The 22,811-nt window shown below is 49.7% G+C and carries 26 protein-coding genes; 13 read left to right on the forward strand and 13 right to left on the reverse strand.

The features are described 5' to 3' along the window. Position 1 precedes the first annotated feature (1 nt). Complete coding sequence (odhB, locus tag KNO99_RS09370; protein WP_214747773.1) at positions 2 to 1,276, forward strand: 2-oxoglutarate dehydrogenase complex dihydrolipoyllysine-residue succinyltransferase; 1,275 nt, start codon at positions 2 to 4, stop codon at positions 1,274 to 1,276. Positions 1,277 to 1,417: 141 nt separating this feature from the next. Continuing rightward, the gene (locus KNO99_RS09375) at positions 1,418 to 2,080 is read left to right on the forward strand and encodes a DUF6241 domain-containing protein (RefSeq protein ID WP_214747776.1); all 663 of its coding nucleotides are present in this window, start codon (positions 1,418 to 1,420) and stop codon (positions 2,078 to 2,080) included. A gap of 47 nt (positions 2,081 to 2,127) precedes the next feature. Here the strand turns inward: KNO99_RS09375 and KNO99_RS09380 are convergent, their stop codons facing one another. Continuing rightward, on the reverse strand, positions 2,128 to 3,720 hold the full coding sequence (locus KNO99_RS09380) for a diguanylate cyclase domain-containing protein (RefSeq protein WP_214747779.1): 1,593 nt from the start codon (positions 3,718 to 3,720) through the stop codon (positions 2,128 to 2,130). A gap of 122 nt (positions 3,721 to 3,842) precedes the next feature. On the opposite strand from KNO99_RS09380, the gene KNO99_RS09385 reads away from it, so the two are divergent. From KNO99_RS09385 to KNO99_RS09400, 4 genes are all read left to right on the forward strand, one after another. Next, entirely contained in the window at positions 3,843 to 4,499 is a 657-nt protein-coding gene (locus KNO99_RS09385; RefSeq protein ID WP_214697344.1) for a DsbA family protein, read from the forward strand. Between the two features lies 1 nt (position 4,500). Continuing rightward, a complete protein-coding gene (locus KNO99_RS09390) occupies positions 4,501 to 4,914 on the forward strand; it encodes a disulfide oxidoreductase (protein WP_214747782.1) in 414 nt (137 codons plus the stop codon). Between the two features lie 4 nt (positions 4,915 to 4,918). After that, the gene (locus tag KNO99_RS09395; protein WP_305794030.1) at positions 4,919 to 5,506 is read left to right on the forward strand and encodes an SCO family protein; all 588 of its coding nucleotides are present in this window, start codon (positions 4,919 to 4,921) and stop codon (positions 5,504 to 5,506) included. Between the two features lie 103 nt (positions 5,507 to 5,609). Then, positions 5,610 to 6,203: a Crp/Fnr family transcriptional regulator gene (locus tag KNO99_RS09400; RefSeq protein ID WP_214747785.1), complete on the forward strand. Its 594-nt coding sequence runs from the start codon at positions 5,610 to 5,612 to the stop codon at positions 6,201 to 6,203. On the opposite strand, the gene KNO99_RS09405 is transcribed toward KNO99_RS09400, so the two are convergent. After that, positions 6,163 to 6,885 (reverse strand): DUF4386 domain-containing protein, encoded by a 723-nt coding sequence (locus tag KNO99_RS09405; protein WP_214747788.1) that lies wholly within the window; start codon positions 6,883 to 6,885, stop codon positions 6,163 to 6,165. The genes KNO99_RS09400 and KNO99_RS09405 overlap by 41 nt on opposite strands. 181 nt (positions 6,886 to 7,066) lie before the next feature. Here KNO99_RS09405 and KNO99_RS09410 point away from each other — a divergent pair, with 181 nt between their 5' ends. Beyond that, positions 7,067 to 8,161 carry an MBL fold metallo-hydrolase gene (locus tag KNO99_RS09410; RefSeq protein ID WP_214747790.1) on the forward strand — a complete coding sequence of 365 codons (1,095 nt, stop codon included), beginning with the start codon at positions 7,067 to 7,069 and terminating at the stop codon, positions 8,159 to 8,161. 24 nt (positions 8,162 to 8,185) lie between these two features. Here the strand turns inward: KNO99_RS09410 and KNO99_RS09415 are convergent, their stop codons facing one another. From KNO99_RS09415 to trhA, 3 genes are all read right to left on the reverse strand, one after another. After that, positions 8,186 to 9,403, reverse strand: coding sequence for an MFS transporter (locus KNO99_RS09415; RefSeq protein WP_214747793.1), 1,218 nt, complete (start codon positions 9,401 to 9,403; stop codon positions 8,186 to 8,188). A 97-nt stretch (positions 9,404 to 9,500) separates the two neighbouring features. Continuing rightward, entirely contained in the window at positions 9,501 to 10,196 is a 696-nt protein-coding gene (locus KNO99_RS09420; protein ID WP_214747797.1) for a DsbA family oxidoreductase, read from the reverse strand. An 89-nt stretch (positions 10,197 to 10,285) separates the two neighbouring features. After that, positions 10,286 to 10,930, reverse strand: a complete 645-nt coding sequence (trhA, locus tag KNO99_RS09425; protein ID WP_074032708.1) for a PAQR family membrane homeostasis protein TrhA — start codon at positions 10,928 to 10,930, stop codon at positions 10,286 to 10,288. Positions 10,931 to 11,056: 126 nt separating this feature from the next. On the opposite strand from trhA, the gene KNO99_RS09430 reads away from it, so the two are divergent. After that, positions 11,057 to 11,575 (forward strand): DUF1836 domain-containing protein, encoded by a 519-nt coding sequence (locus KNO99_RS09430; RefSeq protein WP_214747800.1) that lies wholly within the window; start codon positions 11,057 to 11,059, stop codon positions 11,573 to 11,575. Positions 11,576 to 11,613: 38 nt separating this feature from the next. On the opposite strand, the gene KNO99_RS09435 is transcribed toward KNO99_RS09430, so the two are convergent. The 4 genes from KNO99_RS09435 to KNO99_RS09450 all read right to left on the reverse strand — a co-directional run bounded on the left by KNO99_RS09435 (position 11,614) and on the right by KNO99_RS09450 (position 14,334). Continuing rightward, a complete protein-coding gene (locus tag KNO99_RS09435; RefSeq protein ID WP_214747803.1) occupies positions 11,614 to 11,892 on the reverse strand; it encodes a hypothetical protein in 279 nt (92 codons plus the stop codon). Between the two features lie 14 nt (positions 11,893 to 11,906). Beyond that, positions 11,907 to 12,521 carry a PH domain-containing protein gene (locus tag KNO99_RS09440; protein WP_214747806.1) on the reverse strand — a complete coding sequence of 205 codons (615 nt, stop codon included), beginning with the start codon at positions 12,519 to 12,521 and terminating at the stop codon, positions 11,907 to 11,909. A gap of 12 nt (positions 12,522 to 12,533) precedes the next feature. Next, positions 12,534 to 13,367 (reverse strand): aldo/keto reductase, encoded by an 834-nt coding sequence (locus KNO99_RS09445; protein WP_214747809.1) that lies wholly within the window; start codon positions 13,365 to 13,367, stop codon positions 12,534 to 12,536. Positions 13,368 to 13,428: 61 nt separating this feature from the next. Then, positions 13,429 to 14,334 carry an MBL fold metallo-hydrolase gene (locus KNO99_RS09450; RefSeq protein ID WP_251131016.1) on the reverse strand — a complete coding sequence of 302 codons (906 nt, stop codon included), beginning with the start codon at positions 14,332 to 14,334 and terminating at the stop codon, positions 13,429 to 13,431. A gap of 368 nt (positions 14,335 to 14,702) precedes the next feature. Between KNO99_RS09450 and abc-f the strand changes: the two genes are divergently transcribed. The 3 genes from abc-f to KNO99_RS09465 all read left to right on the forward strand — a co-directional run bounded on the left by abc-f (position 14,703) and on the right by KNO99_RS09465 (position 18,181). Continuing rightward, positions 14,703 to 16,400: a ribosomal protection-like ABC-F family protein gene (gene abc-f, locus KNO99_RS09455; protein WP_214747815.1), complete on the forward strand. Its 1,698-nt coding sequence runs from the start codon at positions 14,703 to 14,705 to the stop codon at positions 16,398 to 16,400. Positions 16,401 to 16,411: 11 nt separating this feature from the next. Next, positions 16,412 to 17,170, forward strand: coding sequence for a hypothetical protein (locus tag KNO99_RS09460; protein WP_214747818.1), 759 nt, complete (start codon positions 16,412 to 16,414; stop codon positions 17,168 to 17,170). Positions 17,171 to 17,278: 108 nt separating this feature from the next. After that, positions 17,279 to 18,181: a cation diffusion facilitator family transporter gene (locus KNO99_RS09465; RefSeq protein ID WP_214695136.1), complete on the forward strand. Its 903-nt coding sequence runs from the start codon at positions 17,279 to 17,281 to the stop codon at positions 18,179 to 18,181. A gap of 28 nt (positions 18,182 to 18,209) precedes the next feature. Here the strand turns inward: KNO99_RS09465 and KNO99_RS09470 are convergent, their stop codons facing one another. Together KNO99_RS09470 and KNO99_RS09475 are read right to left on the reverse strand one after the other, a co-directional pair. Then, the gene (locus tag KNO99_RS09470) at positions 18,210 to 19,052 is read right to left on the reverse strand and encodes a metallophosphoesterase (protein WP_214747820.1); all 843 of its coding nucleotides are present in this window, start codon (positions 19,050 to 19,052) and stop codon (positions 18,210 to 18,212) included. Between the two features lie 90 nt (positions 19,053 to 19,142). Then, positions 19,143 to 19,556 (reverse strand): organic hydroperoxide resistance protein, encoded by a 414-nt coding sequence (locus tag KNO99_RS09475; RefSeq protein WP_074032719.1) that lies wholly within the window; start codon positions 19,554 to 19,556, stop codon positions 19,143 to 19,145. 117 nt (positions 19,557 to 19,673) lie between these two features. Here KNO99_RS09475 and KNO99_RS09480 point away from each other — a divergent pair, with 117 nt between their 5' ends. Next, positions 19,674 to 20,126, forward strand: a complete 453-nt coding sequence (locus KNO99_RS09480) for a MarR family winged helix-turn-helix transcriptional regulator (protein ID WP_214747823.1) — start codon at positions 19,674 to 19,676, stop codon at positions 20,124 to 20,126. Positions 20,127 to 20,139: 13 nt separating this feature from the next. Next, positions 20,140 to 21,054, forward strand: a complete 915-nt coding sequence (locus KNO99_RS09485; RefSeq protein ID WP_214747826.1) for a CAP domain-containing protein — start codon at positions 20,140 to 20,142, stop codon at positions 21,052 to 21,054. A gap of 38 nt (positions 21,055 to 21,092) precedes the next feature. On the opposite strand, the gene KNO99_RS09490 is transcribed toward KNO99_RS09485, so the two are convergent. Both KNO99_RS09490 and KNO99_RS09495 read right to left on the reverse strand, forming a co-directional pair. Then, positions 21,093 to 22,175 carry a peptidyl-alpha-hydroxyglycine alpha-amidating lyase family protein gene (locus KNO99_RS09490; protein WP_214747829.1) on the reverse strand — a complete coding sequence of 361 codons (1,083 nt, stop codon included), beginning with the start codon at positions 22,173 to 22,175 and terminating at the stop codon, positions 21,093 to 21,095. A gap of 107 nt (positions 22,176 to 22,282) precedes the next feature. Then, a complete protein-coding gene (locus KNO99_RS09495) occupies positions 22,283 to 22,756 on the reverse strand; it encodes a glutathione peroxidase (RefSeq protein ID WP_214747832.1) in 474 nt (157 codons plus the stop codon). Positions 22,757 to 22,811 lie beyond the last annotated feature (55 nt).

Raw genomic sequence — 22,811 nt, forward strand, 5'->3', positions numbered from 1 at the left:
TGTGGTCGAAATTAAAGTACCTGAATTAGCAGAATCCATTACGGAAGGAACGGTCGCGACATGGCTCAAACAGCCAGGCGACCAAGTCGAAAAAGGGGAAGCCATCGTCGAGCTCGAGACGGATAAGGTCAATATCGAAGTCCCAGCTGACGAAGCGGGTGTGTTAGAAGAACAACTTGCCGGAGAAGGGGATACGGTTCAAGTTGGCGACGTCATTGCACGTCTCGGTTCAGGTTCTGGTGGCGGAACGGCTGTCGCGACGAAGACGAAGACAGAAAACGCGACAGAAACGAAGACAGAAGCGCCGACTGAGAAGAAAACGGAGTCCGTTGAAGAAGGCAAGAAAGTAGAGAAACGCGAAGAACACGTCGCGAGCCCGGGTAAAGGACCAATCGCAACACCTGCTGCCCGTAAACTCGCTCGTGAGAAAGGCATCGACCTCTCGGCCGTTCAAACGAACGATCCGATGGGACGCATCAACGTCCATGACGTCTCAAAACATGAAGACAAACCAGCTGTGAAAGAGCAAAAACCAGCTGCTTCAGCACCTGCACCGCAACCGGCTGCGAGTGGGAAAGAAGAAGAGCGCATCAAGATGACACGTCGTCGTCAAACGATTGCCAACCGTCTCGTAGAAGTGCAACAGACGGCAGCGATGCTCACGACGTTCAATGAAATCGATATGTCGGCGGTCATGGCACTTCGTAAACGTCGCCAAGAGAAGTTCGTGAAAGACAACGATGTCAAACTCGGGTTCATGTCATTCTTCACGAAAGCAGCGGTCGCGGCTCTTAAGCGCATGCCTTACTTGAACGCTGAAATCCAAGGAAATGAAATCGTCTTGAAGAAGTATTACGATATCGGGATTGCCGTATCGGCGCCAGACGGTCTCGTCGTCCCTGTCGTCCGTGAAGCAGATCGTAAAAACTTTGGTGAAATCGAGAAAGACATCCTTCACCTTGCGGATAAAGCGCGTAACAACAAGTTAGGTTTAGGCGACCTGACAGGAGGTACGTTCACGATCACAAACGGTGGCGTGTTCGGTTCACTTCTTTCAACTCCAATCTTGAACGGACCACAAGTTGCCATCCTTGGGATGCACTCGATCCAACTCCGCCCAGTCGCAATCGACGCGGACACGATGGAAAACCGTCCGATGATGTATGTCGCCCTCTCATATGACCACCGAATCGTAGATGGTCGTGAAGCTGTAACATTCCTCAAGCACATCAAAGATATGATTGAAGATCCAGAACAATTGTTGTTCGAGGCATAAGAAGATGAAGTACTCGCTCTTAAACAAGGGCGGGTACTTTTTTATGTCAGGTCATGATAAAAAGCCTTTTTATGGAATTTTAGTATGGGCATATATGTTATCCTTGATGGAGAAAATCAAGGAAAAGGTTGTGAATGGTAAATGAAATGGAAAAAATGGTTTCCTTGGATGGGACTTGTCTTAGTAATAGTGGTCATTGCTACATATGCATTCTATCAGTATTGGCTGGGACCGAATCAAAGTGAGCTCGACCGGGACAATTTGACGGAAGAAGAGTATGAGCGGGCGCTTGAATTGATTGACATCATCAAAGAAGAAGACCCGCTCGGGCGGCGTCAAAACGTGACGCGTCGAATCAATCCGCAGGAGACGACGGGGCTCGTCTTTGACGATGAGAAAAAATTAAACAAAGGGAATCTCGTCGATGCGATGCATCTGATGACGCACCAAAAGATTTTGGCGACGGAAAAAGCGGGTGCCATCCCGATGACGCACGACAATCTGAAAGAGGTCCGCGACTATTTGGAGCTGTTACGGGACAAAAATAAAATCAAGCCCGAAGATTATCGTCAACTCGGTCAAATCATCGAACGATGGGAACAAGCCATCTTTGATGAGATTGACAAAGAGCAAGACGTTCTTCTAGAGGAGATGTACGCCGTCATCGGATTCTCAAACGGACTCGCGACACGAGCGGAAGAAGAACTGTTCATCTTGAATAACTTCGGTGAGGAATACGTGTATACGATGGACTTGGAGCCGATGCCCGAAGAGGAAGACGTGAATACGGAAACCGAAGAGTAAACAAAAAGGAGTTCATCACGAACTCCTTTTCGTATGGATGCCAGTATTCATTCGAACGACTCATGGAACGAAAGCCGATTTTTCCCGTTCGCTTTTGACCGATATAAGGCGTCGTCCGCTTGTTCGATGGCGACGTGTGGAGGTTTGGCTGGCGACCAAATCGATGCGCCGATGCTTGCCCCGACCTTTTCCGATATGAGACCGAGCATCACAGGTTGTGAGAGCGTATCGATGATGGATGTCCCGATTTCTTGAATATCCTGAATTGAACGTTCATGTCTTGGAAACATGAGGAAGAACTCATCCCCGCTCAAGCGGACCGGGTACACCTCATCGATTGTGAGTGCTTGTAGCCGCCGTGCGACTTCGACTAATAACTCATCTCCGACCGCGTGACCGTATGTGTCGTTTACCGCCTTGAACCCATCGAGATCGATATAAAAGAAAACATATGGCTCTTTCGAAGTGTGCAGTTGATTCAACTGTTCACGTAAGGCGACACGGTTCGAGAGACCGGTCAGCGCATCACGGTTTGCGAGCGTCTCAAAATGTACCCGCTCCGATTCGGACTCCGTAAGAGAGGTGACGAGCGATTCTAACGCGAATGCGAGTGACTCAATCTCTTCAATTCCGGACTGATGCGGGAATGTATTGACTTTTCCTTGCTCCATGAGCGAGGCCGTTTCAGTTATTCGTTTCAATGGTCTCGTCACGACGGAAGCGAGTAACCAACCGAGAACGGCCGTCACAAGCGATGCGAACAGACCAATCCATAGAATTCTCGTTTCTAGCGCCTCGACCGGCGCGAACGCGACGGCTGCCGGTTGACGGACGACGACACGCCAACCCAGTCCGGGATATTCATCATACCCTTCCCCAATCGACATCCCCGTCAGATAGTCTTGTCCATCCTCCCATTCTTTCACGGAAGCCCCTTCCGTAAACGACACGGGGAGCGGTTTTCCGATTAAGTTGTCTGGACCGAGGAGCACCACGTTGTCTCGCTCACTGACGACGAACAAATCCGTATCGTCGACTTGCTCATGGAGCGTCCGATTGAAATGTCCGAGTACTTCTTTTCCCCATGCCCAACTCAAATGAGTGGCAAGCACCCCTTGAAACGTCCCGTCTTGAAATAAAGGGACACTAATATCGACGAATTGGAGCGGTTCACCCGTCGGATTCGGTAACAGTTCAGCTAAGAGAACCGCCTCGTGGACGTCACCGATGAAAGGCCCTTCTTTCGCTTCGAGATACACTGGGCGCTCGGCGATGGATGCCTCTTCGAGTATGCCGTTCGTGGAAGCGACGACAGTCCCTTCCGCATCCGTGACTCCCATCCAAGAGAATGCCGGAATGTTCGATTGGACTTGATCGAGCAGTCGTCGTGTCGCGTCCGAGTCTTCTAGGGCGAGCCCTTGCAAGAGCTGGACTTCTTGATAGCGTGACCACATGTAAAAGTCGAGTTTGTCCGCCAATTGATGTGATGTCGTTGAAAGACGTTCCCCGATTTCTTGTTCGAGCGAATCAGATGCCCGATGACTGATCAGGGAGGTAAGTGCAATCGTCAGTAAAAAGACGAGCGTGGCAATGCTGAGAGCCAAAATGAGTCCAAGGCGCATCGTAAAAGACTTGATCATGCGAGAAAAACCTCCTAAAGCTTGAAATGAAGACAATTATGAAAAACGAGTCGAACACATGATAGGTGAAAGAGCTTCCGCTATAATGAAAGACGAGTCGAAAATAAATAGAGGTGAAGAGAATGAAAAAGAATCAATGGTTGGTCATCATGACCGTCGTTGCGGTCGCATTGATTGCATTGGTGTTCGTCTTGCTCAATCAAGATGAGCCGACAACGGCCGACCGAGGCGATCACGTGTCAATCGAGGGACAACCGACACTCGGAGACTCGGACGCGAAAGTCTCGGTTGTCGAGTTCGGAGATTATAAATGTCCATCGTGTAAACAGTGGGGCGAAACGATCTATCCGCAACTGAAAGCGGATTATCTCGACAAGGAAGATGTCAGCTTCAGCTATATTAACGTCTTGTTCCACGGACAAGAATCGATTTTGGCATCCCTCGCTTCCGAGTCGGTGTACGAGCAAGACCCTGAATCGTTCTGGAAGTTCCATAAAGCGCTCTATGACGCGCAACCGGCTTCACAACAACACGACAACGCATGGGTGACGGTCGAGAAGTTGAAAGAAATCGCAGGTGAGACGACATCGGTCGACTTGGCACAACTTGAACAAGACCTCGGTGAAAACTCGACCGTGCTCGAAAAAGTCAGCACGGACGACGGGCTTGTGAAAGAGAACGGTGTTCAATTCACACCTTCAATCATGATTAACGGTGTGATGCTCGAGGACCCGTTCGACTACGAACAAATCCAACAGTTGATCGAGCAGGATCTATAAGATGAAGTCATTTTTCGAAAAATATGGATTGTATCTCGCTTGGCTCGTCGCGTTGACAGCGACACTCGGGAGTCTCTATTTCAGTGAGATTCGGGAGTTCGTGCCATGTGAGCTTTGCTGGATTCAACGCATCTTTATGTATCCGCTGACGATTATCCTAGGAATTGCCGTCTTTACGGACGATCGGGCGGTACGAAAATATGTGTTACCGCTTACTATCATAGGCGGTATTGTTTCACTTTACCATTACTTGGTACAAAAAGTGCCGGGATTTGCAGAAATTCAGCCTTGTGCACAAGGTGTTCCGTGTAGCGGTCAATACATCAACTGGCTCGGATTCATCACGATTCCGTTCCTCGCATTGACGGCTTTCACGCTCATCACCATCGTCATGTGGAATGTCAAAAAGCGATAAGGAGTTGGAACGTGTGAAGAAATGGTGGATCGGTAGTTTGATGACGATGCTCATCGTCCTAGCAGGATGCGGACAAGAAATCGAGGACCCGCTCAACTGGGAAGTCGAATCGTTCGAATACATGAACCAAGAAGAAGAGATGGTCAGTCTCGACGATTTAAAAGGGAAAGTGTGGATGGCAGACTTCGTCTTCACAAGCTGTGAGACGGTCTGTCCGCCTATGACGTACAACATGACGAAGCTGAATGAAGCGCTCGAAGAAGAGGGCGTCAAAGACGTACAATTCGTCTCGTTCAGTGTTGACCCGACGGTGGACACTCCAGAGAAGATGAAAGAATTCATGAGTGGCTATGACCTTGCGAAAGCGGACTGGCAGTTCTTGTCGGGCTACTCGCAAGACGAGATTGAAACGTTCGCCCAAGAGAACTTCAAAGCGCTCGTCCGGAAGCCTGACGAAGGGACACAAGTCGACCACGGTACGTACTTCTATTTGGTCGACCAGGAAGGGAAAATCATCAAAGCGTATCCTGGTTTCCAAAACGTCCCGACTGAAGACATCATCAACGACATTAAAATTTTACAAAAGTCTTAACCGAAGACCTGTCCCACAAAAGCAGTGGGGCAGGTCTTTTTGATTGATGAAACCTGCTATACTGGAAGGACTAGATCGATTTCCTTGAAAAGGAGTGGACGGGATGAAAGACGTCTTGATTCGATACATGAAACGGTTTACGGATTTGAGTGACGACGAGTGTGAGCGGTTGGTAGCGGATGTACCAATTGCCACGTTTCCGAAAGGGACGATTCTCTTGAATCAAGGAGACGTCCCGGCTAAATGCTATTTCGTACTGAGTGGCTGCATTCGTCAATATAAAGTCGACGAAGACGGGAACGAGCACACTGTCGATTTCATCACGGAAGAACAGAGTATTACCATATTGACGAAACATCATGCAGATGGACGATCACCGTATTCGTTAGCGTGTATAGAGGAATGTTGCCTCGTCGTCGGAGACCTTGCGACAGAGCAGGAACAATACGAGGAGAATCCCGTCCTTGAGGCGATGACGCGTGACATGATGCAAGAAGACATGGGGACGATGCGCGATGCGTTCGCCTCGTTCATGTCGTCCACACCGGAAGAGCGGTATCAGGCCATGATGGAGAAAAGACCCGACTTGGTTCACCGGGTCCCACAGTATCAATTGGCGAGCTATCTCGGTATCACACCGGAGTCACTCAGTCGGATCAAGAAGCGGGCGACGCGTCACCTGCGGATTGTCGAGTGATATCATGTGTAAAAAGTATTCTTCCTTTCATGATCAACCATACGGCAAAGGCCAATTCGCCGACGAACATCGGAAGCATGAGAGTGAGCTCGAGTAAAGTTGTCAGGCTTTCAAGCGTGGGGAATTGGTAAAGGGCATGAACAATCGTATAACTGAAACCGGCGACGACGAGTAAGATGCCAATCGTTCTTGGAATGAACTGGGTCCTCATCGCAACCCATCCGACTGCGATGAGGTGAAGACCGAATACGATCAAGCCAAGTGACCAAATGGTTTCAAATGACGTGACCGTTTCGTACACTTGTCTAGCTGAAGTGGAAGTATCGAGGAGGCGCTCGGCTTCAACGAGACGTAAAACAGCGAGGGTGAGAATGAGCGTATAAAGGAAGCGAAGTGTCCCGATGAGTAAGGCGAATGTGGTGTGGAACGGTTTAAAGAAACGATATAGTCCGTAGGCGATAATCAAATCCAGCACGACAATGATCCCCCAGCCGATGATACCGAAACGGAACAGCGTCGGATGACTGACTAAGTTCTCATACGTCGTCATTGCCTCATTTTCGATGACGAGTGATTGGTAAACGTAGCCTTGCGCGAAAAAGGCGACGAGTGCCATGAGGACGAGTGCGATTCCGGACCAAAGCGCGGCACGTCGTTGTGAACGGACAGATGAATGGTTCATGAGAAAAACTCCTTTCGAATGATCTTGTCTCCATCATAAAAGGATGGGAGCAGGTGCACATTGACTTAAGTCAAGAACACGCCATTTTTTGAAAGATGAGTGAATCTGCATACTAACCGATATCAGATGGAGACATGCACGTTATAATCAATGCAACGAACTTGTAGAAAAGAGGATCTAGATGAAAAAGACGATGTTGCTCTCATTAGTCGGAATGGCGGCCGTCACCGGGACGATTCTGACACAGTACAAACCACTCGGACGAAAACCGAAATCAATTCAATCCCCGAACCAGGTCAACGGCAAATTCCGTAATCAATACGAGACACCGATGAACTTCTCTGCGGAGGACATGGTGTCGATGGCTCGTGACTATCGTGACGTGACGTCGCTTCGTAAGCCGAGCGAACGCCTTCCGATTGTGCCAATCGATTTCGAGGAGAAGACGGGCTCAAGCTTCACGAGAATCTACTGGCTCGGTCATTCGGCGCTTATGGTACAAATGGACGGGAAGACAATGCTCGTCGATCCGATGTTTGGACGCAGCCCATCCCCGCTTCCGTTCGCAAAAAATGAACGTTTCAGCGAAGACTTGCCGTTCGACCTTGAGGACTTGCCTGAGATCGATGTCGTCTTGTTGACGCATGATCATTACGACCACCTCGACTATGGGACGATCCTTAAGATTAAAGACAAGGTCGCTATGTTTATCGTGCCGCTCGGGGTAGGGAGTCATTTGAAACGATGGGGTGTCGGTGCAGAGCGAATCGTGGAGAGAGATTGGAACGAGTCGTATACGTTCGGGAATTGGACGTTCGTCTGTACGCCGGCACGTCACTTCTCCGGTCGTTCGCTGACGGACCGCAACAGCACGTTATGGGCGTCATGGGTCGTCCTCGGCGAGACAGATCGTCTCTTCTTCAGCGGGGACAGCGGCTACGCGCCGCACTTCAAGATGATTGGTGAACAGTACGGACCGTTCGATTTCGCCGCACTCGAATGCGGACAATATGACGTGCGCTGGCCAGACGTCCATATGCAGCCAGAAGAGACGGCGCAAGCGTTTCACGATTTACGCGCCGATCAGATGATGCCAATTCATTGGGGGGCGTTCACGCTCTCATTCCACGACTGGTTTGACCCTGCTGAACAGATGGCGTCTCTCTTACCAAAAGAAGTCGTCCTCACTCCAAGGATTGGAGAGCGCATCACGCTCGACGGTCGGAATGATACGACGACGTGGTGGCGAGAACTTCAAGACGCAAACAAGCGATGACATCAGTCATCGCTTGCTTTTTTATTATGAAGAAATCCGCTCAGTAGCGTCTTCTTCGATATGCAGTTTATGTTTACGTGTATAGACGAGGAACGCTGCGGTCATCGCAATTGAACTGACTCCAAACAAGACGACCATGAGCTGAAGTCCGATCAAATCAAGGAAGAACCCTGTCACGAGTAAGACGATTTGGAAGATGATCCGGTCGAGCATGTTACGGAATGAGAAGAAGCGCCCATGATATTCTTTCGGCATCCGTGTCTGGAAAATCGTGACCGCCGTTGGGAAGAAACAGCCGACCGAGAAGCCGAATACGACGAACGCCGCAATCGACATGAACGGGATGTCTGCAAAATATAGCATCAGTTGCGCGACACCGATTAAAAACGAGAATGAGAATAAAATCGAGAACGCCGAGAATTTTTCGCCAATCCGTTTGATCATGAAGGCACCTGTCATAAAGGCGAGCCCTTCCGCCGTATAAATCCATCCTTTGATTGCCGTCGAATCCTGCAACTCACTGATGTTGATGACGAGCAAGTTGAACCCTCCGATAAAGAGGAGGGGGATGAGCGTCATGACGAGTGTCATGAAGATGACCGGGATTGATTTGATGATTGGAAAGACATCTTTGAAGCCACTCGACGCCTTCGCATCGATTTTTTTCGCCGACGGTGTCTTCGATTCATCTAGCTTTAAGAAGAGCGTCGCGACCGCAAGCAACAGATAGGCGACGAGCGAGAGCGCATAGACGTTACGGAGCGAAATCAGTGTCAACAAGACACCGGCAATCGCCGTCCCGATGACACGTGACAACGTCGAAACGTTCATATGGACACCGTTCAAGGCGAGAAGTTCCCGCTCCTTCACGATGAGCGGAATCGCTGCCTGTAGGGCCGGGAAGTAAAAGGCTGCCGACCCTTGTAAGATGATTAAAAAGACGACCATCCATACGACTGAATTCGTCTCGATGGCAACGAACATGAAGAGCACGCTGAGCGCTCGGACGATGCTCGAGATGAGCATGATGTTTTTCTTAGAGCCTTGGTCGGTCAAGCGCCCTGCGAGCGGACCGATGGCGACCCCGGCGAGTAACCCGACGGCGAGAATGACCGCCTTCACAAAGTCAGAGGGGACACGGTCTTGCATGAATTCCAAATTGCCAATGATACCGAGCCATAGACCAAGACCGGCGACGAATTCGCCCGTCAAGATGATCCAGACGTTCCGATTTTTCCACATAGATGTAGTCCTCGATTCTTATATGCTAATCACTATTATCAAGTAGTAGGGTGGAAAATACCACAAAAAAGAAGCCGAACGTCGGCTTCTTCATCAATCAAATATCACAGTTGTCGTCGGTGCACGTCGCACCGTTCGAAAGGACTTGGATCGTCGGGTTGTTCTCAGACCAGACTTTTTCGAGCACTTGCGTGAACGCTTCCGTCGGTTGAGCACCAGATACTCCATATTTGTTATCGAATACGAAGAACGGTACACCTGTGATGCCGAGGTCGCTTGCACGCTTCTCTTCGGCCCGGACGTCTTCCGTATACACGTCAGTCGTCAAGACGTCACGGACAGCGTCATGGTCAAGATCAACGCTTGTTGCGATTTCGAGCAGGACATCGTGGTTCCCGATGTGTTTGGCATCGACAAAGTAAGCCTGAAGCAATGCTTCCGACAATTCTTTTTCTTTCCCGACCGTCTTCGCATAATGCGTCAAACGATGCGAGTCGAGCGTACCGGTGACGACCATGTTCTCAAAGTCGTAATCGAGTCCGACTTCGCGGGCTTGTGCCGCGACTTGTGCCGTCGTCCCTTTTGCCTGCTCGATCGGCATACGATATTTCGTTGCGAGTGCTTCATAAATGGTACGTGAATCGTTCGTCGGCGCGTTCGGGTCGAGCTCGAAGCTCTTGAATTCGACTTCTACTTGGTCCGCCTGTGGGAACTGTTCGAGCGCCTCTTCTAAACGACGCTTCCCGATATAACAAAACGGGCAGACATAATCTGACCATACTTCAATTTTCATCATGAATCCCTCCTGTCCTTAGTGTAGGAAATCTTGAATTCAAAGTACAGGAAACGGCTCACAAAAAAAAGTCCCCCGATAGGAGAACTTTAAAAGACATACCAGAAGACACAGACGAAGTGGGCAAAGCTTCCGAACAAGATGAACAAATGGAACACTTCATGGAATCCCCATCCCCGCCAATTGACGAATTTTGGCTTGAACCCATAGATGAGTCCGCCAATCGTATACATGACGCCCCCGAGGACGAGCCAGAAGATGCCGGCGTTACCAATCACGTCATGGAGCGGTCCGATAAAGAAGACGGACAGCCAGCCCATCCCGATGTAGAGCGCGGTCGATAAAAAACGCGGGGCATGGAACCAGACGAGTTTGAAGACAATGCCGAACAAGGCGAGTGCGTGCACCGTGCCGAAGAGGACCCAGCGTGTCGGTCCTTCGAGTGCGAGTAGCGTAAGCGGCGCATATGTACCCGCAATCAATGCGTAGATCATCGCATGGTCGATTCTCCGGAAGAAGGCGATGACGTTCGGTGAGGCGATGATGCTATGGTAAAGACCTGACGATAAGTAAAGAAAGACGAGGCTGATCCCGAATAAAATCGCAGCCATAATTGCAAGCGGCGAGCCAAGTAATGAAGCTTTGACGACCATCGCAATCAGCGCAATGAAAGCGAGTACCGCACCAGCGAGATGCGTTAGCGCGTTGATTGGTTCACGGAAAATCGAATTCATGTAAAACACTCCTTATCACATCATGTAGTATCGATAACTACATGATATACTGAAGAAGAACAAACAGCAAGGTGTACCTTTCGACAAATGAGAGTTTTCTTTATACTTGAAGGTGAGGTGAGACGGATGAAAGCGAAAAATATTACCGAAACAGAAGGGACGCTCCCGAGGGACGTATTGCCGACTGTCGATTTATACATGGACCAGGTCATCCAATTGTTCGAGCAACATTATGGGAAGATGAAGCGGGACGAGGATGAGACGATTTTGACGAAGACGATGATCAACAACTACGCCAAGGGCAAGTTGTTCCATCCTGTCAAAAATAAAAAGTATACGAACGAACATCTGATGTTACTTAGTTTGATCTATGAGATGAAAGGTCTCCTGTCAATCAATGACATCAAAGAGACGCTACGTCCATTGAATGAGTCAGACGAGACGTTCTCACTCGAGGACTTTTATGAAGCGTATCAAACGCAAAAAGTGAAGAATTTAGAAGCGTTTGAAACTCAGGCGGACACGCTGTTACATGCATCGGTCGAAAAAGAGAACGGTGTGCAGCGAACGCTCGCCATTGCATCTGCCGTGCACATGAGCCACTTGTATCAACGATTGGCCGAGCAGTTGATTGATGAGGAATAAAATGTCCCCCAGACCTTCAATAGCGTCTGGGGGACATTTTATTTGGACCGTTCTTGTTCCATACGTTCGCCTTTAGCATAGAGCTTCATCACCATGAGTGGTGCGCTATAGCTAATGAACACAAGAAACACGAGGACCCATATAAGTTGGGAATGATCTAGGATGCGATCATACAAAAAGATCAAGCCTGACATGACAGTGACATGGACGAACGGATGAATCTGTTTAAGCAAGAGTTGAAGTGCGCTGCTTACGAATACAGTGAATAGCACAAACATGAACAATCCAAACAGAATCAAGATCCACATCAGGTCCATCTGCTCACCATCCATCAGTTATTGATGTACTTCTCGTATACCGCTCCGAAGTCTTTACGGTTCCATTCATGATAGTGACGTTGTAGCCAATCGAACGATTGCTCGTTCAATTCCTTGAACGTGTTCGGTACGTTCATGTCGCCTTCGCGGAGCCCGCTCAAAATCGACACTGAGTGTGTGAGCGACGTGTTCGCATACTCCATCATGCGACGACCTTCCCGTTGAATCTCTTCGATCGCGAGAAGTGCCTTATACAAATCTTTCACATGTTCGATTTGCTTTTTGTTGATGTCGATCGAGTACGCTTTGTCGCCGATCGAGAATTTGACTTCGACATCGAGGTCGACCGTACCCGCCGTCTCAAACATGACGTGCTTGATCGGATAATGTGAATACGGATAACGATAGAGGACGCGCTTCGAACTGATGGCGCTCGTTCCATCGAGGTGAATCATCGACAAGTTGGTGAAACAATACTCATCTGATTTCGACTTGATCAAGAAATAAATCTTTTCATTGTCTTCGTGAAGGACGTAATCATCTGCATCCGCCTTATCGAAGTCGGACGGGTCAATCACCTCACCGATGTCGCTGAAGCCAGTCAAATCAGAAGCCAATTTTTTGAACATGTCATTCACTCCTCAATAATGGATTTTATGCATCTCTTTCGGGTCGGAGCCGGTCCGCTCATCACGGTTGAGCGCATCGATGGCCGCCATCTCTTCTTTCGTCAACGTGAAGTCGAATACCTGTATATTCTCTTTGATTCGACTCGGTGTCACCGATTTTGGGATGACGGCGACCCCGTTTTGTAAGTGCCAGCGCAAGATGACTTGAGCCGGTGATTTGCCGTGACGGTTCGCAATCTCGACAATCGTGTCATCTTCGAGCGCTTCGCGTCCTTTCATGAGTGGACTCCACGCTTGAATTTGAATGTCATATCGTTTGCAAAAAGCAATCAATTCCTTTTGAGACAAATACGGATGGATCTCGACCTGGTTGACGGCCGGGACGATCGAGCACGACTGAATGATTTGTTCTAAGTGCTCGACTTCAAAGTTCGAGACGCCGATTGCACGGACACGTCCTTCTTCGTATAACTGTTCGAGTGCCTTATATGTTTCGACGAACTTCCCGAAACGTGGCATCGGCCAGTGGATGAGGAACAAATCGACATACTCAAGACCGAGTCGGTCGAGACTATCCTGAAACGCTTGGAGCGCCTCATCGAACCCGTGGAACTCATTCCAAAGCTTCGTCGTCACAAACACTTCTTCCCGAGGAATGCCTGCTTCACGAAGCGCTTGCCCGACACTTTCTTCGTTTTGATAAATCGCGGCCGTATCAATCAAACGATAATCCGCTTCGAGCGCAGCTTTGACCGTATCGACCGTCACCGCGCCGTCTTCGACCTTATACACACCGAGCCCGAGCATCGGCATCTTGACGTCATTATTCAACGTCGTCCATTCCATAACAAATCCCTCCCTCTCGTCTTTAACGTTACCGAAATTTTGGATGAAGGGAAAGGAAAAACTACAGGCGGATGCTTTCCCCGTGCGACTTGATCACAATTTGGTCACGGTCCAGTTTTGCGACCGCGACGAGCCGGTGATAGGGCTCCTCGACCGGCTCATAAGAGAGGACGAACGTGTCCCAATGCATCGGGAAGAAGCGCTTCGCCCCGCTCTCTTTGTACATCATCCAAGCCTGTTCGGGGGTACAGTGCGCCTCTTGGAAAGAGTCCGGTTGATAAGCGCCGATTGGGAAGAACGCGAGGTCAATCGGTTCACGGTCAGCGAGCCCTTTGAAGGAGTCGGTATACGCCGTGTCTCCCGCAAACAGCATACGGATCCCTTTGTATTTGAGGAGATAGCCGTTATAGCCCATATGTTTGTCCCATGGGAAACGGTTGCCCCAATGTTTAACGGGGATGGCCCGGACATCGAGCCCGTTCGCCAAGGTCACTTTGTCATGCGGATGCAGTTCGAGCGTCTGCAGACTCGGGTATCGACGGAGCAGGCGACTCGTCCCTGGAGCGGAGACGACGATCGTCTCGCGGGTGATGAGTTGTTTTAAACTTTTATGGTCAAAGTGGTCCATATGGGCGTGACTGAGCAAGATGACGTCAACCGGTCCGACATCTTCGATGGAGAGGGCGGGGGCCGTGTGACGTTTCATTCCGATCGTCAGCGGTCCTAAATGGACACCGATTCGTTTGGAGAAGACGGGGTCCGTCAGAATTCTGAGTCCATACCAATGGATGAGGACGGTCGAATGCCCGATCCACGTCGCTTGCACATGCGTCTCATCGATGGTTGTCAGTTCTGGACGTTCCGGCCATTTAAAACGTGGGCGGGGGAGCCGTCGTTTGAATCGTGTATAAAGAAACGTTCCGACGCTCGCCAAGACGGCACTCGGAACGAGGATGCGTCGACGCATCATGCATCACCTCACTGTTTGAATATACTGTCATCATAACGCGGGGAAGCGTGCATCGCATCCGCCTAAAGGAGTAGAAAAAATGGGAGATTGTGGGGTGCGCTCTTGCGAATCCGCTTTCAATTTGATAAGGTGGCAGTAACTTAGGAAAGAGAGGTACACCGTGCCATGAAAAAAACACGTTCACTCCAACGATGAGACGAATCATCACTGTTCGCTTGAACAGTCACGGGTGAAGTGTGTCCATTTTTCAAGTGCGGGAAGCGTCCTCTTTTCCTCTTTGAACGGATTCCTTCACACCACCGCCTTTTGAGCGGATGGTGTTTTTTGTTTCATCGCGTATCGGAAAAATGAGCGAGGTGAAACAGATGTTAGCTATGAAACAAGTCCGGTTCGATTACGACCGGAAACCATTATTTGAAGCGGTCTCTTTTGAGGTCGTAGCCGGAGAACGCGCTGTGTTATTCGGGCTGAATGGAAGTGGGAAGACGACACTCTTCCGACTCGTGACAGGGGAATTGACGCCACAAGCCGGGGCGATCGAATGTCACGGTGAAGTCGGGCTCGTCCGGCAAACAATCGAATCCGAAAATATGTCACTACTCGAATGGGTGATGCGGAGCGATCCAGAACGGTATGCCCTTTATAAAGAGGTGTCCTCTGGTGATGAGGTACGAGTCATGCGCTCCTATGAACGAGCGCTCGCACTCGATGTGTACAACTTGGAGCAAGAGGCGACGCAAGCGTTGACCCGACTCGGGTTGGACGGTCAACTCGACCAAAACATCAACGATTTGAGCGGGGGAGAGAAGACGCGGGCACAACTCTCGACGTTGACGATGAAGCAGGTCGACGTCGTCCTACTCGACGAGCCGACGAACCATCTGGATGTCGAGTCGATTGATTGGCTCACGAAATGGCTGAATCGATTCGACGGAACGGTGCTGATCATCTCCCACGACCGTCAACTGATGGATGATGTTGCGACGGTCATTCTCGAACTGTCGGATGGGGAAGTTACCAGATATCCGGGGAACTATACAGCGTATCGACGTCAAAAAGAGGACGAACGCCTACGTGACGAGCGAGCCCATGCCCGCTACGTGAGCCGCAAAACAGAATTGCTCGATATGATTGCCCAATACAAAGGCTGGCACTTGAAGGCGAAAGCGACAGCCAGTGTCCGCAGTCCGGGGGCTCAAAAAGGAGCGGCCAATCTCGCTGTCAAAATGAAGGCGAGGGAACAGAAACTCAAACAGCTTGAAGACAACCGTCCACGTAAGCCGAAAGAAGAGAAGACTATCTCCGTCCAATTTGCGGCAGATGAACTCGAAGCGAAGACGTGGCTGACGTGTGAAGAGGTGACGTTTGGATACGACAAGCCGTTCTATGAACCGATTTCCTTCTCGATTCAAAAAGGAGAACGCCTCTCCATCATCGGACCGAACGGAAGCGGAAAGACGACGTTATTAAATGTGCTGATTGGTGAACGAGCACCGCTTTCTGGTGTGATTAAGCGGCATCCTCGTCTGAAGATCGGGTATTTCTCGCAAACGCTCGAACGTTTACCGAAGACAGGGACACTGCTCGATGCATTACTCGCCCAGAGTGACATCGGGGAGACGGAGGCTCGGACGTTGCTCGCTCACTTTTTGTTCCGTCGGGATGAGGTGCATCGGCCGATCAACGAGGCGAGTATGGGTGAGAAGTGTCGGATTGCCTTCCTGATTCTCTATTTCTCCGACGCGCATCTGTTGGCACTCGACGAACCGACGAACTATTTAGATGTGGCGACCCGGGAACAAATCGAGACGGCGTTAGACGTTTACCCGGGGGGATTGCTTCTCATTACGCATGACCGTTATTTCCATCGCTTGACCTCACGGACGCTCGAGCTCGATAAAACGATTCGTATTCGTGAGAATATGGAGAACGATGAACCGGTCGATGTCGAGCAGATGATGCAAACGATGGACGAATTGACAAAACACGACTTGAAATTTTTTGATGAGGCAGGAAACCTCCTACCATTTGACGAAACGAGTGAAATGAATCGAATCGAGTAGGAGTGAAGAACATGAATGGAGGAAGATTGTCGCGCGCGACGACACGAAAGCGTAAACGAGTGTTCCGGGTGACGACTGCGATAGCCTTGGTCCTCGCTTTAGTCGGGATCATCGCGTTCGCGGCACTGATCGACAAAAATGAAAAGTCTGCTTTACCAAAAACAGATGAGATTGCGACCGAGATGGTCGATTCCGAGTCGGAGCAACCGACCGATACCGAAACCGAGTCTGCAGATACAATCTATATCGGGCAACCGTATACGAAAGTCTATGCAGATGACCGTGTCGCAGTCGTCTATGAGGCCGACCTCGGTGATCGCTTCGAACGTTTGGAGACGGTCAGTGGCTTCGTGAAAGTACAGTTGAATGAGCGTATGACGGGGTGGGTCACGGAAGAGAGTGTGACGACGGATGCAACGACCTTGTCGGACGATGACGTGATTGCCGCATGGCAACAAGTCGTCCCGAGCGCTTCGGAGACCGTCCTTGATTGGATCGGCAAAGATGTGGCGACCGTGCGCGCCGAACTCGGTAGCCCGACTGCCGTTCAGCGTGACCAAGTGAACGAATATCATTTCTATGATGGATTCTTCTTGATGGTACGGGACCAAAAAGTGCGTGCCGTCGATTGGGACCGTCAGGCAGTCGTGACGCCTGACGTGACACCGACGAACGAACAAGCAACTGGGATTTGGTACGAAGGGGAGACGGTTCAATTGAAGCTGTTCCCATACAGCGGTGTGATGCGCGTGCGTCTCGAGCACAAGTGAGACAAGACGGGAGAGGAATCTCCCGTTTTTTATGACTTATCATTCAAATGAACGTTTGAATGTTTCGGGAAAATGGAATAAGATAAGAAGTAGAAGGAGGCGTCAGTTATGGGACATCATCATGATCACGACCATCACCATCACCATTCCACGAATCAGCGTGCGCTGTTTCTCGCTTTTCTATTGATTGCGACGTTCATGGTCGTCGAGGTCATCGGCGGACTTTGGACGAACAGTTTGGCACTCTTATCCGATGCGGGACATATGCTCGGAGATGCGGCGGCTTTAGGACTCAGTTTCCTAGCTGTTCGATTCGGGGCGAAAGCGGCGACACCGAACCGTACGTTTGGATATCGACGCTTTGAAATTTTAGCGGCATTCATTAATGGGCTGACCTTACTCGTCATCTCGATTTATATCTTATTCGAGGCATATCAGCGATTGAGTGCCCCACCGGAAATTTTGAGTGGGGGAATGCTCGTGGTCGCCATCATTGGACTACTCGTCAATATCCTCGCCGCTTGGATTTTGATGCGCGGAGAGAAAGATAATTTGAACGTGAAGAGTGCGTTGCTTCACGTGTTCGGAGACTTACTCGGATCGGTCGGTGCTATCACGGCAGCACTCTTGATTATGTTGTTCGGATGGACGTGGGCGGACCCGGTCGCGAGTGCGTTTGTCGCCATCCTCATCTTGATTAGCGGTTATCGCGTGACGCGCGATGCGATTCACATCCTGATGGAAGGGTCACCGGAACAAATCGATGTCCGGGCGATGCAAGCAGAGATTGCCACAGTCGAAGGGGTGAAAGAGGTACACGACCTGCATGTCTGGTCAATCTCTTCGAGTGAGCATGCGGCGACGTGCCACGTGTTGATCGGAGAAGACACGGACGATCAGGCCGTGTTACGTCAAGTGACGGAACGGATTCGTAAATATGGGACGTTCGAGCGCTCGACGGTACAGGTCGAACGTGAGCGACAATGTTGCGAGGAGCGAATCATTTGGTAAGCAAAACGGACACTCACCCGAGTGTCCGTTATTTGCCGTGCACGTCAATCACCACAATCTCTGGTGGGTTGTAGATGCGAGGCACGTTAAAGCTATAATTGAATCCCCGTCCGATTACATGGGTGAACGTCTCGTGTTCATAAAGACCGCCTGCATATTTCGGGAAAAACCCTTGGTCAGGGGCGAATAACCCGTTCAATAAATATGGGATCCTCACTTGTCCGCCGTGGGCATGACCGGATAAGACGAGGTCAAAAGGTAAGTCGGCATACGTGTCGACCTCTTCGGCACGGTGAGAGAGGAGTAAGTTGAACGTCGCATTCGGATCCACGTCTTGCATGGCCGTCGCGACGTCAGTTTCCCAACTCCCATAAATATTTTCGGTATATGTTCGTAACGGATCTTCTAATCCACCAATGACGAGATTGACCCCATTGACGGTGATCGGCTCCCATTCGTTTTCGAGAACGGTCACCCCGTGAGAGCGAAATACATTCTTGGCATCATGACGAATGTAGTCAGCGGAGTCATCAATCTCATGATTCCCGGTTACGAAGTACATCGGCGCAATGCCGGCGAGTCCCTCGACGAGCTCGAAAGCAGGTTCAGGAGAACGATAGCGATCGAGCAGGTCCCCCGGCAGGGCGATCAGATCCGGTTTTTGGGCCCGGACTTGATCGATTAAAATCGATTGCTTATAACCGTACGAGGCACTATGTAAGTCGGAGAGAAGCACGATGCGAAGCGATTCATCCGCTGACAGCTTGTCAGACGGGACGTCGTATTTCTGAACGGTCAGCGCATTATACGTCGCTGTGAACAGCAAAATGCCGAGCGCGACAAACACGAATGTCGATTTATGCTTCTTCATCACGGCTCCCTCCCTTCGTTGTGCCTCTATCTTACCCCGACACGTAGGGGGAAGCAAAAAAAATCCCGCTCCTACGAGCGGGATGGGTGATTATGCTGCTTTGGCTGTCAATTTCACATCGACATTGCCGCGCGTCGCTTTTGAATAAGGGCACACTTGGTGTGCTTCTTCAACGAGGCGTTCTGCTGTCGCTTGGTCGACACCTTTGATTTCGACTTCAAGCTCGACTGAAATGAAGAACCCTTCATCGTTTTGGTTCAATGTGACATGACCTGTGACGCTCGATCCGTCTGTCTTCACACGTTCTTTCCCGATGATGAGGTTGAGGGCACTACCGAAGCAAGCCGCATATCCCGCTGCGAAAAGTTGTTCCGGGTTTGTCGCACCGTCGACGTGTTTCGCGCCTGGCATTGAGACGTCCATGTCGATGACGCCGTCTGTTGATTTCACATGACCTTCGCGGCCGCCGATTGCAGTTGCTGATGCTGTGAATAGTGATTTCATGATTCAATTCCTCCATTTCATTTTAAGCAATTAAGTTGTGCACAATTTAAATTATAGAGCAGTCAAAAAGTTTCGCAAGTGATATGCTTGGCTAAAGAAGAGTACGGAGGATTACGTATGGAACAAACATTAAAACTTGAACACCAAATATGCTTTCAATTGTATACCGCTTCAAAAGAGCTTACCCGTTTATATCGCCCAATTTTAGAACCGCTAAACCTGACATATAGTCAGTATCTGGTCATGCTCGTCTTATGGGAAGAGGATGGCATCGACTTGCGTCAGCTCGGAATGAGGCTGACACTCGACTCGGGCACATTGTCCCCGCTCGTGAAACGATTGATTCAAATCGGGTATGTCGAAAAGAGTCGTGCGACAGATGATGAGCGAAAAGTCGTCGTCCGTTTGACCGATCATGGTAGCGCGTTGCGTGAGCAGGCAGTCGATGTGCCGTTACAAGTCAGTGGTATGCTAAATATAGACGAAGCGACATATGTCGCATACATGGAGATGCTCACCGATATCAAAGAGAGACTTCATGATTTCGGAGAGCGTCAGCGCGAGCAGTAAGGAAGGAGGAGCCATGTTTCGAAAATTGATCATCCTCTTGATGGGGATTGGATTGTATATGGCTTGGCAATATGAAATGCCGAACGTCTCTGCCCCGACGAGCATTCAAGTGGAGTCTGAGGTGGCGACGGAACGTGCGACGGATGCACCGAAGTTTACGAGCCAATATGCCGGGCATGATTGGTACCTTGTTGAACGTGGCGGAGATCGTGGCCTTGAACTCATTGACGAGGACGGCGCCAAAAAAGGATTTTATCAGTTCGAGATCGAAAGCACATATCGCGGTCTCGTGCTCGATGAGACGACACGTGACCAAGTCGAGAAAATCGGCTTTGAGAAAGTGACCTCCTACAACAAGGGATTGAATCGCTACCTGATTCCGGACGATCCATCCTTTTCGGTGTTTGCGATTGATGGACAATATGTCACGCTCTTCTTCGATCAACATGACGATGACCGCTTAAAAGGGGTCTTGTCGGTTGACCGCCGAGTGGAAGAGGCGAGTGACGGGTATTACGGTGACATTTCCGCGGAAGGAACCGTCGCGAACGAACAGTTGATGCGAATCTTGATGAACTGGGACCGTGAAAAATATGACTTGAGTGCGCTCGCCGACTACGAGCCACTCTACCCGGTCGTCCGGGCGCACAGTCAGAATATGGCGGAGAATGATTTCTTTAGTCATACGGACCCGGAAGGACGCGACCCGTTCGACCGAATGGATGAAGCGGGACTGTCGTATTCGATGGCCGGAGAGAACTTGGCAATGGGACAGATGAGCGTCTTCCATGCCCATTGGGGGCTGATGAACTCGAAAGGGCACCGTGAGAACATCATGCAACCACGATTCAGTCATGCTGCCGTCGGACTCGCCTACAACGATGAGAACAGTCCGTTCTATACGATTAACTTCATTACCCCAAGATAAAGAACGCGCTAGTGAGATACCTAGCGCGTTCTTTATCTTTATTCAGCGATTTCGAATTTTTGAATGCGTTCGTTTAGAAGTTCGGCTACAAAGATTGCCCCATCTTGTTGTAAAGCTAGAGCGTGGGGTATTCTCAATTGTCCCACCTCGTCGCCCCAAGAACCGAAACGCTCAATCACTTCTCCTTGAGGACTTAACACAACAATCTGACTTTTAGGAGTTTCACGTTCACCATCCAGATAATCGCCACCATCTACAACATAGATGTTTCCATCAGGGCCTACATCAATGCCATAAGGTCGTCCAATCTCTTTATCGTTCCAAGTATCGAGGTGTTGTCCTTGTTGGTCGAATACTTGAACACGGGCGTTATTTCGATCAGCTACATAAATTCTTCCGAACTCATCGTGTGCAATTCCATGAGGGAGATTGAATTCACCATCAGAAGAGCCGTATGCATCGACTTCCCATTGCATATCTCCGTCGCTGCTAAACTTGACGATACGATGATTTCGATAGCCATCAGCAACGACAAATGACCCATCGTCCATCACCGTCACGTCGGTCGGGCGTGCAAATGTGTAGTCATTCATGGGGACAGGGAAGTTAGGCAGTTCGTTTCGAATCCTTAAACTTGTCTCAGTGCCGAGGCGGTAGTCCTCACCGAACGTGGCGATTACTTGACCGCGTTCATCTAGTTTAAAGACCTTGTTCAACATGATATCCGTTACCCAAATGTTGTTTTGGGAGTCCACTTCGATACCATGAGGCGATTTGAACAGGTCGGCACCAAGTTCATCAATCACTTCGTTCGTTTCAGTGTCAAACACTGTGATAGTAGGTGTCGTAATGATGTCTTCGTTCGCAAAGCTGCCATCACCGCGGTCTAAGTAATAGATGTTTCCTGAAGGTGAGGAAGCAACGCCACTTCCTTGCCCTGCCGTTGTTGAATCCGCACCTGACCATGTCCAAGTCGATTCGTATCGAGAACTTTCGGGATTTTCGGTGTAGTCACCTTTAAAAATCGTTTCTGTCTTTCCTTGAATCAACCAGATAAAAATGGCGGATAGGGGAATCAGTATAAGTAATCCATAACCCATTATCTTTTTAAATCTATTCATGTTCGTCACTCCTTAAATAGTTACTGTGCATAGAAGATGATAACTTAGTCACACATTGACTCCTATTCGTCTGAAGTGACAATTCTATATACAGCCAAAGGATGAAGTCAGATCAATTTTTTAACCGCATCCTCAATCTCGGCCGGTGTCGTCTGTGGCGAGAAGCGCTCGACGACGTTTCCGTCACGGTCAACTAAGAACTTTGTGAAGTTCCATTTGATTGTTTTCGATCCGAGCAGTCCAGGTGCTTCTTTTGAGAGATACGTGAAGAGTGGGTGCGCGTCTTTGCCGTTCACATCGACTTTCGCAAACATCGGGAACGATACGCCATAGTTCAGTTGACAGAACTCTTGAATCTCTTCATTTGAGCCCGGGTCTTGATGTCCGAACTGGTTGCATGGGAAGCCTAGAATCTGGAAGCCTTGTCCTTTGTACGAGTTGTATAGCGACTCGAGACCTTCGAATTGTGGTGTGAATCCACACTTACTCGCTGTATTGACGATGAGTAGGACGTCACCCTTATATGTAGCTAACGGTTGTAACTGACCTTTCATGTCCAATGCTTCAAAATCATAAATCATATTGAATCCCCCTTTTTTCTAAAGTATACCAAGAGAAATCCGCTATCTCGACTTT

Source organism: Exiguobacterium sp. s189 (genome assembly GCF_018617615.1).
GTDB classification, from domain to species: domain Bacteria; phylum Bacillota; class Bacilli; order Exiguobacteriales; family Exiguobacteriaceae; genus Exiguobacterium; species Exiguobacterium aestuarii_A.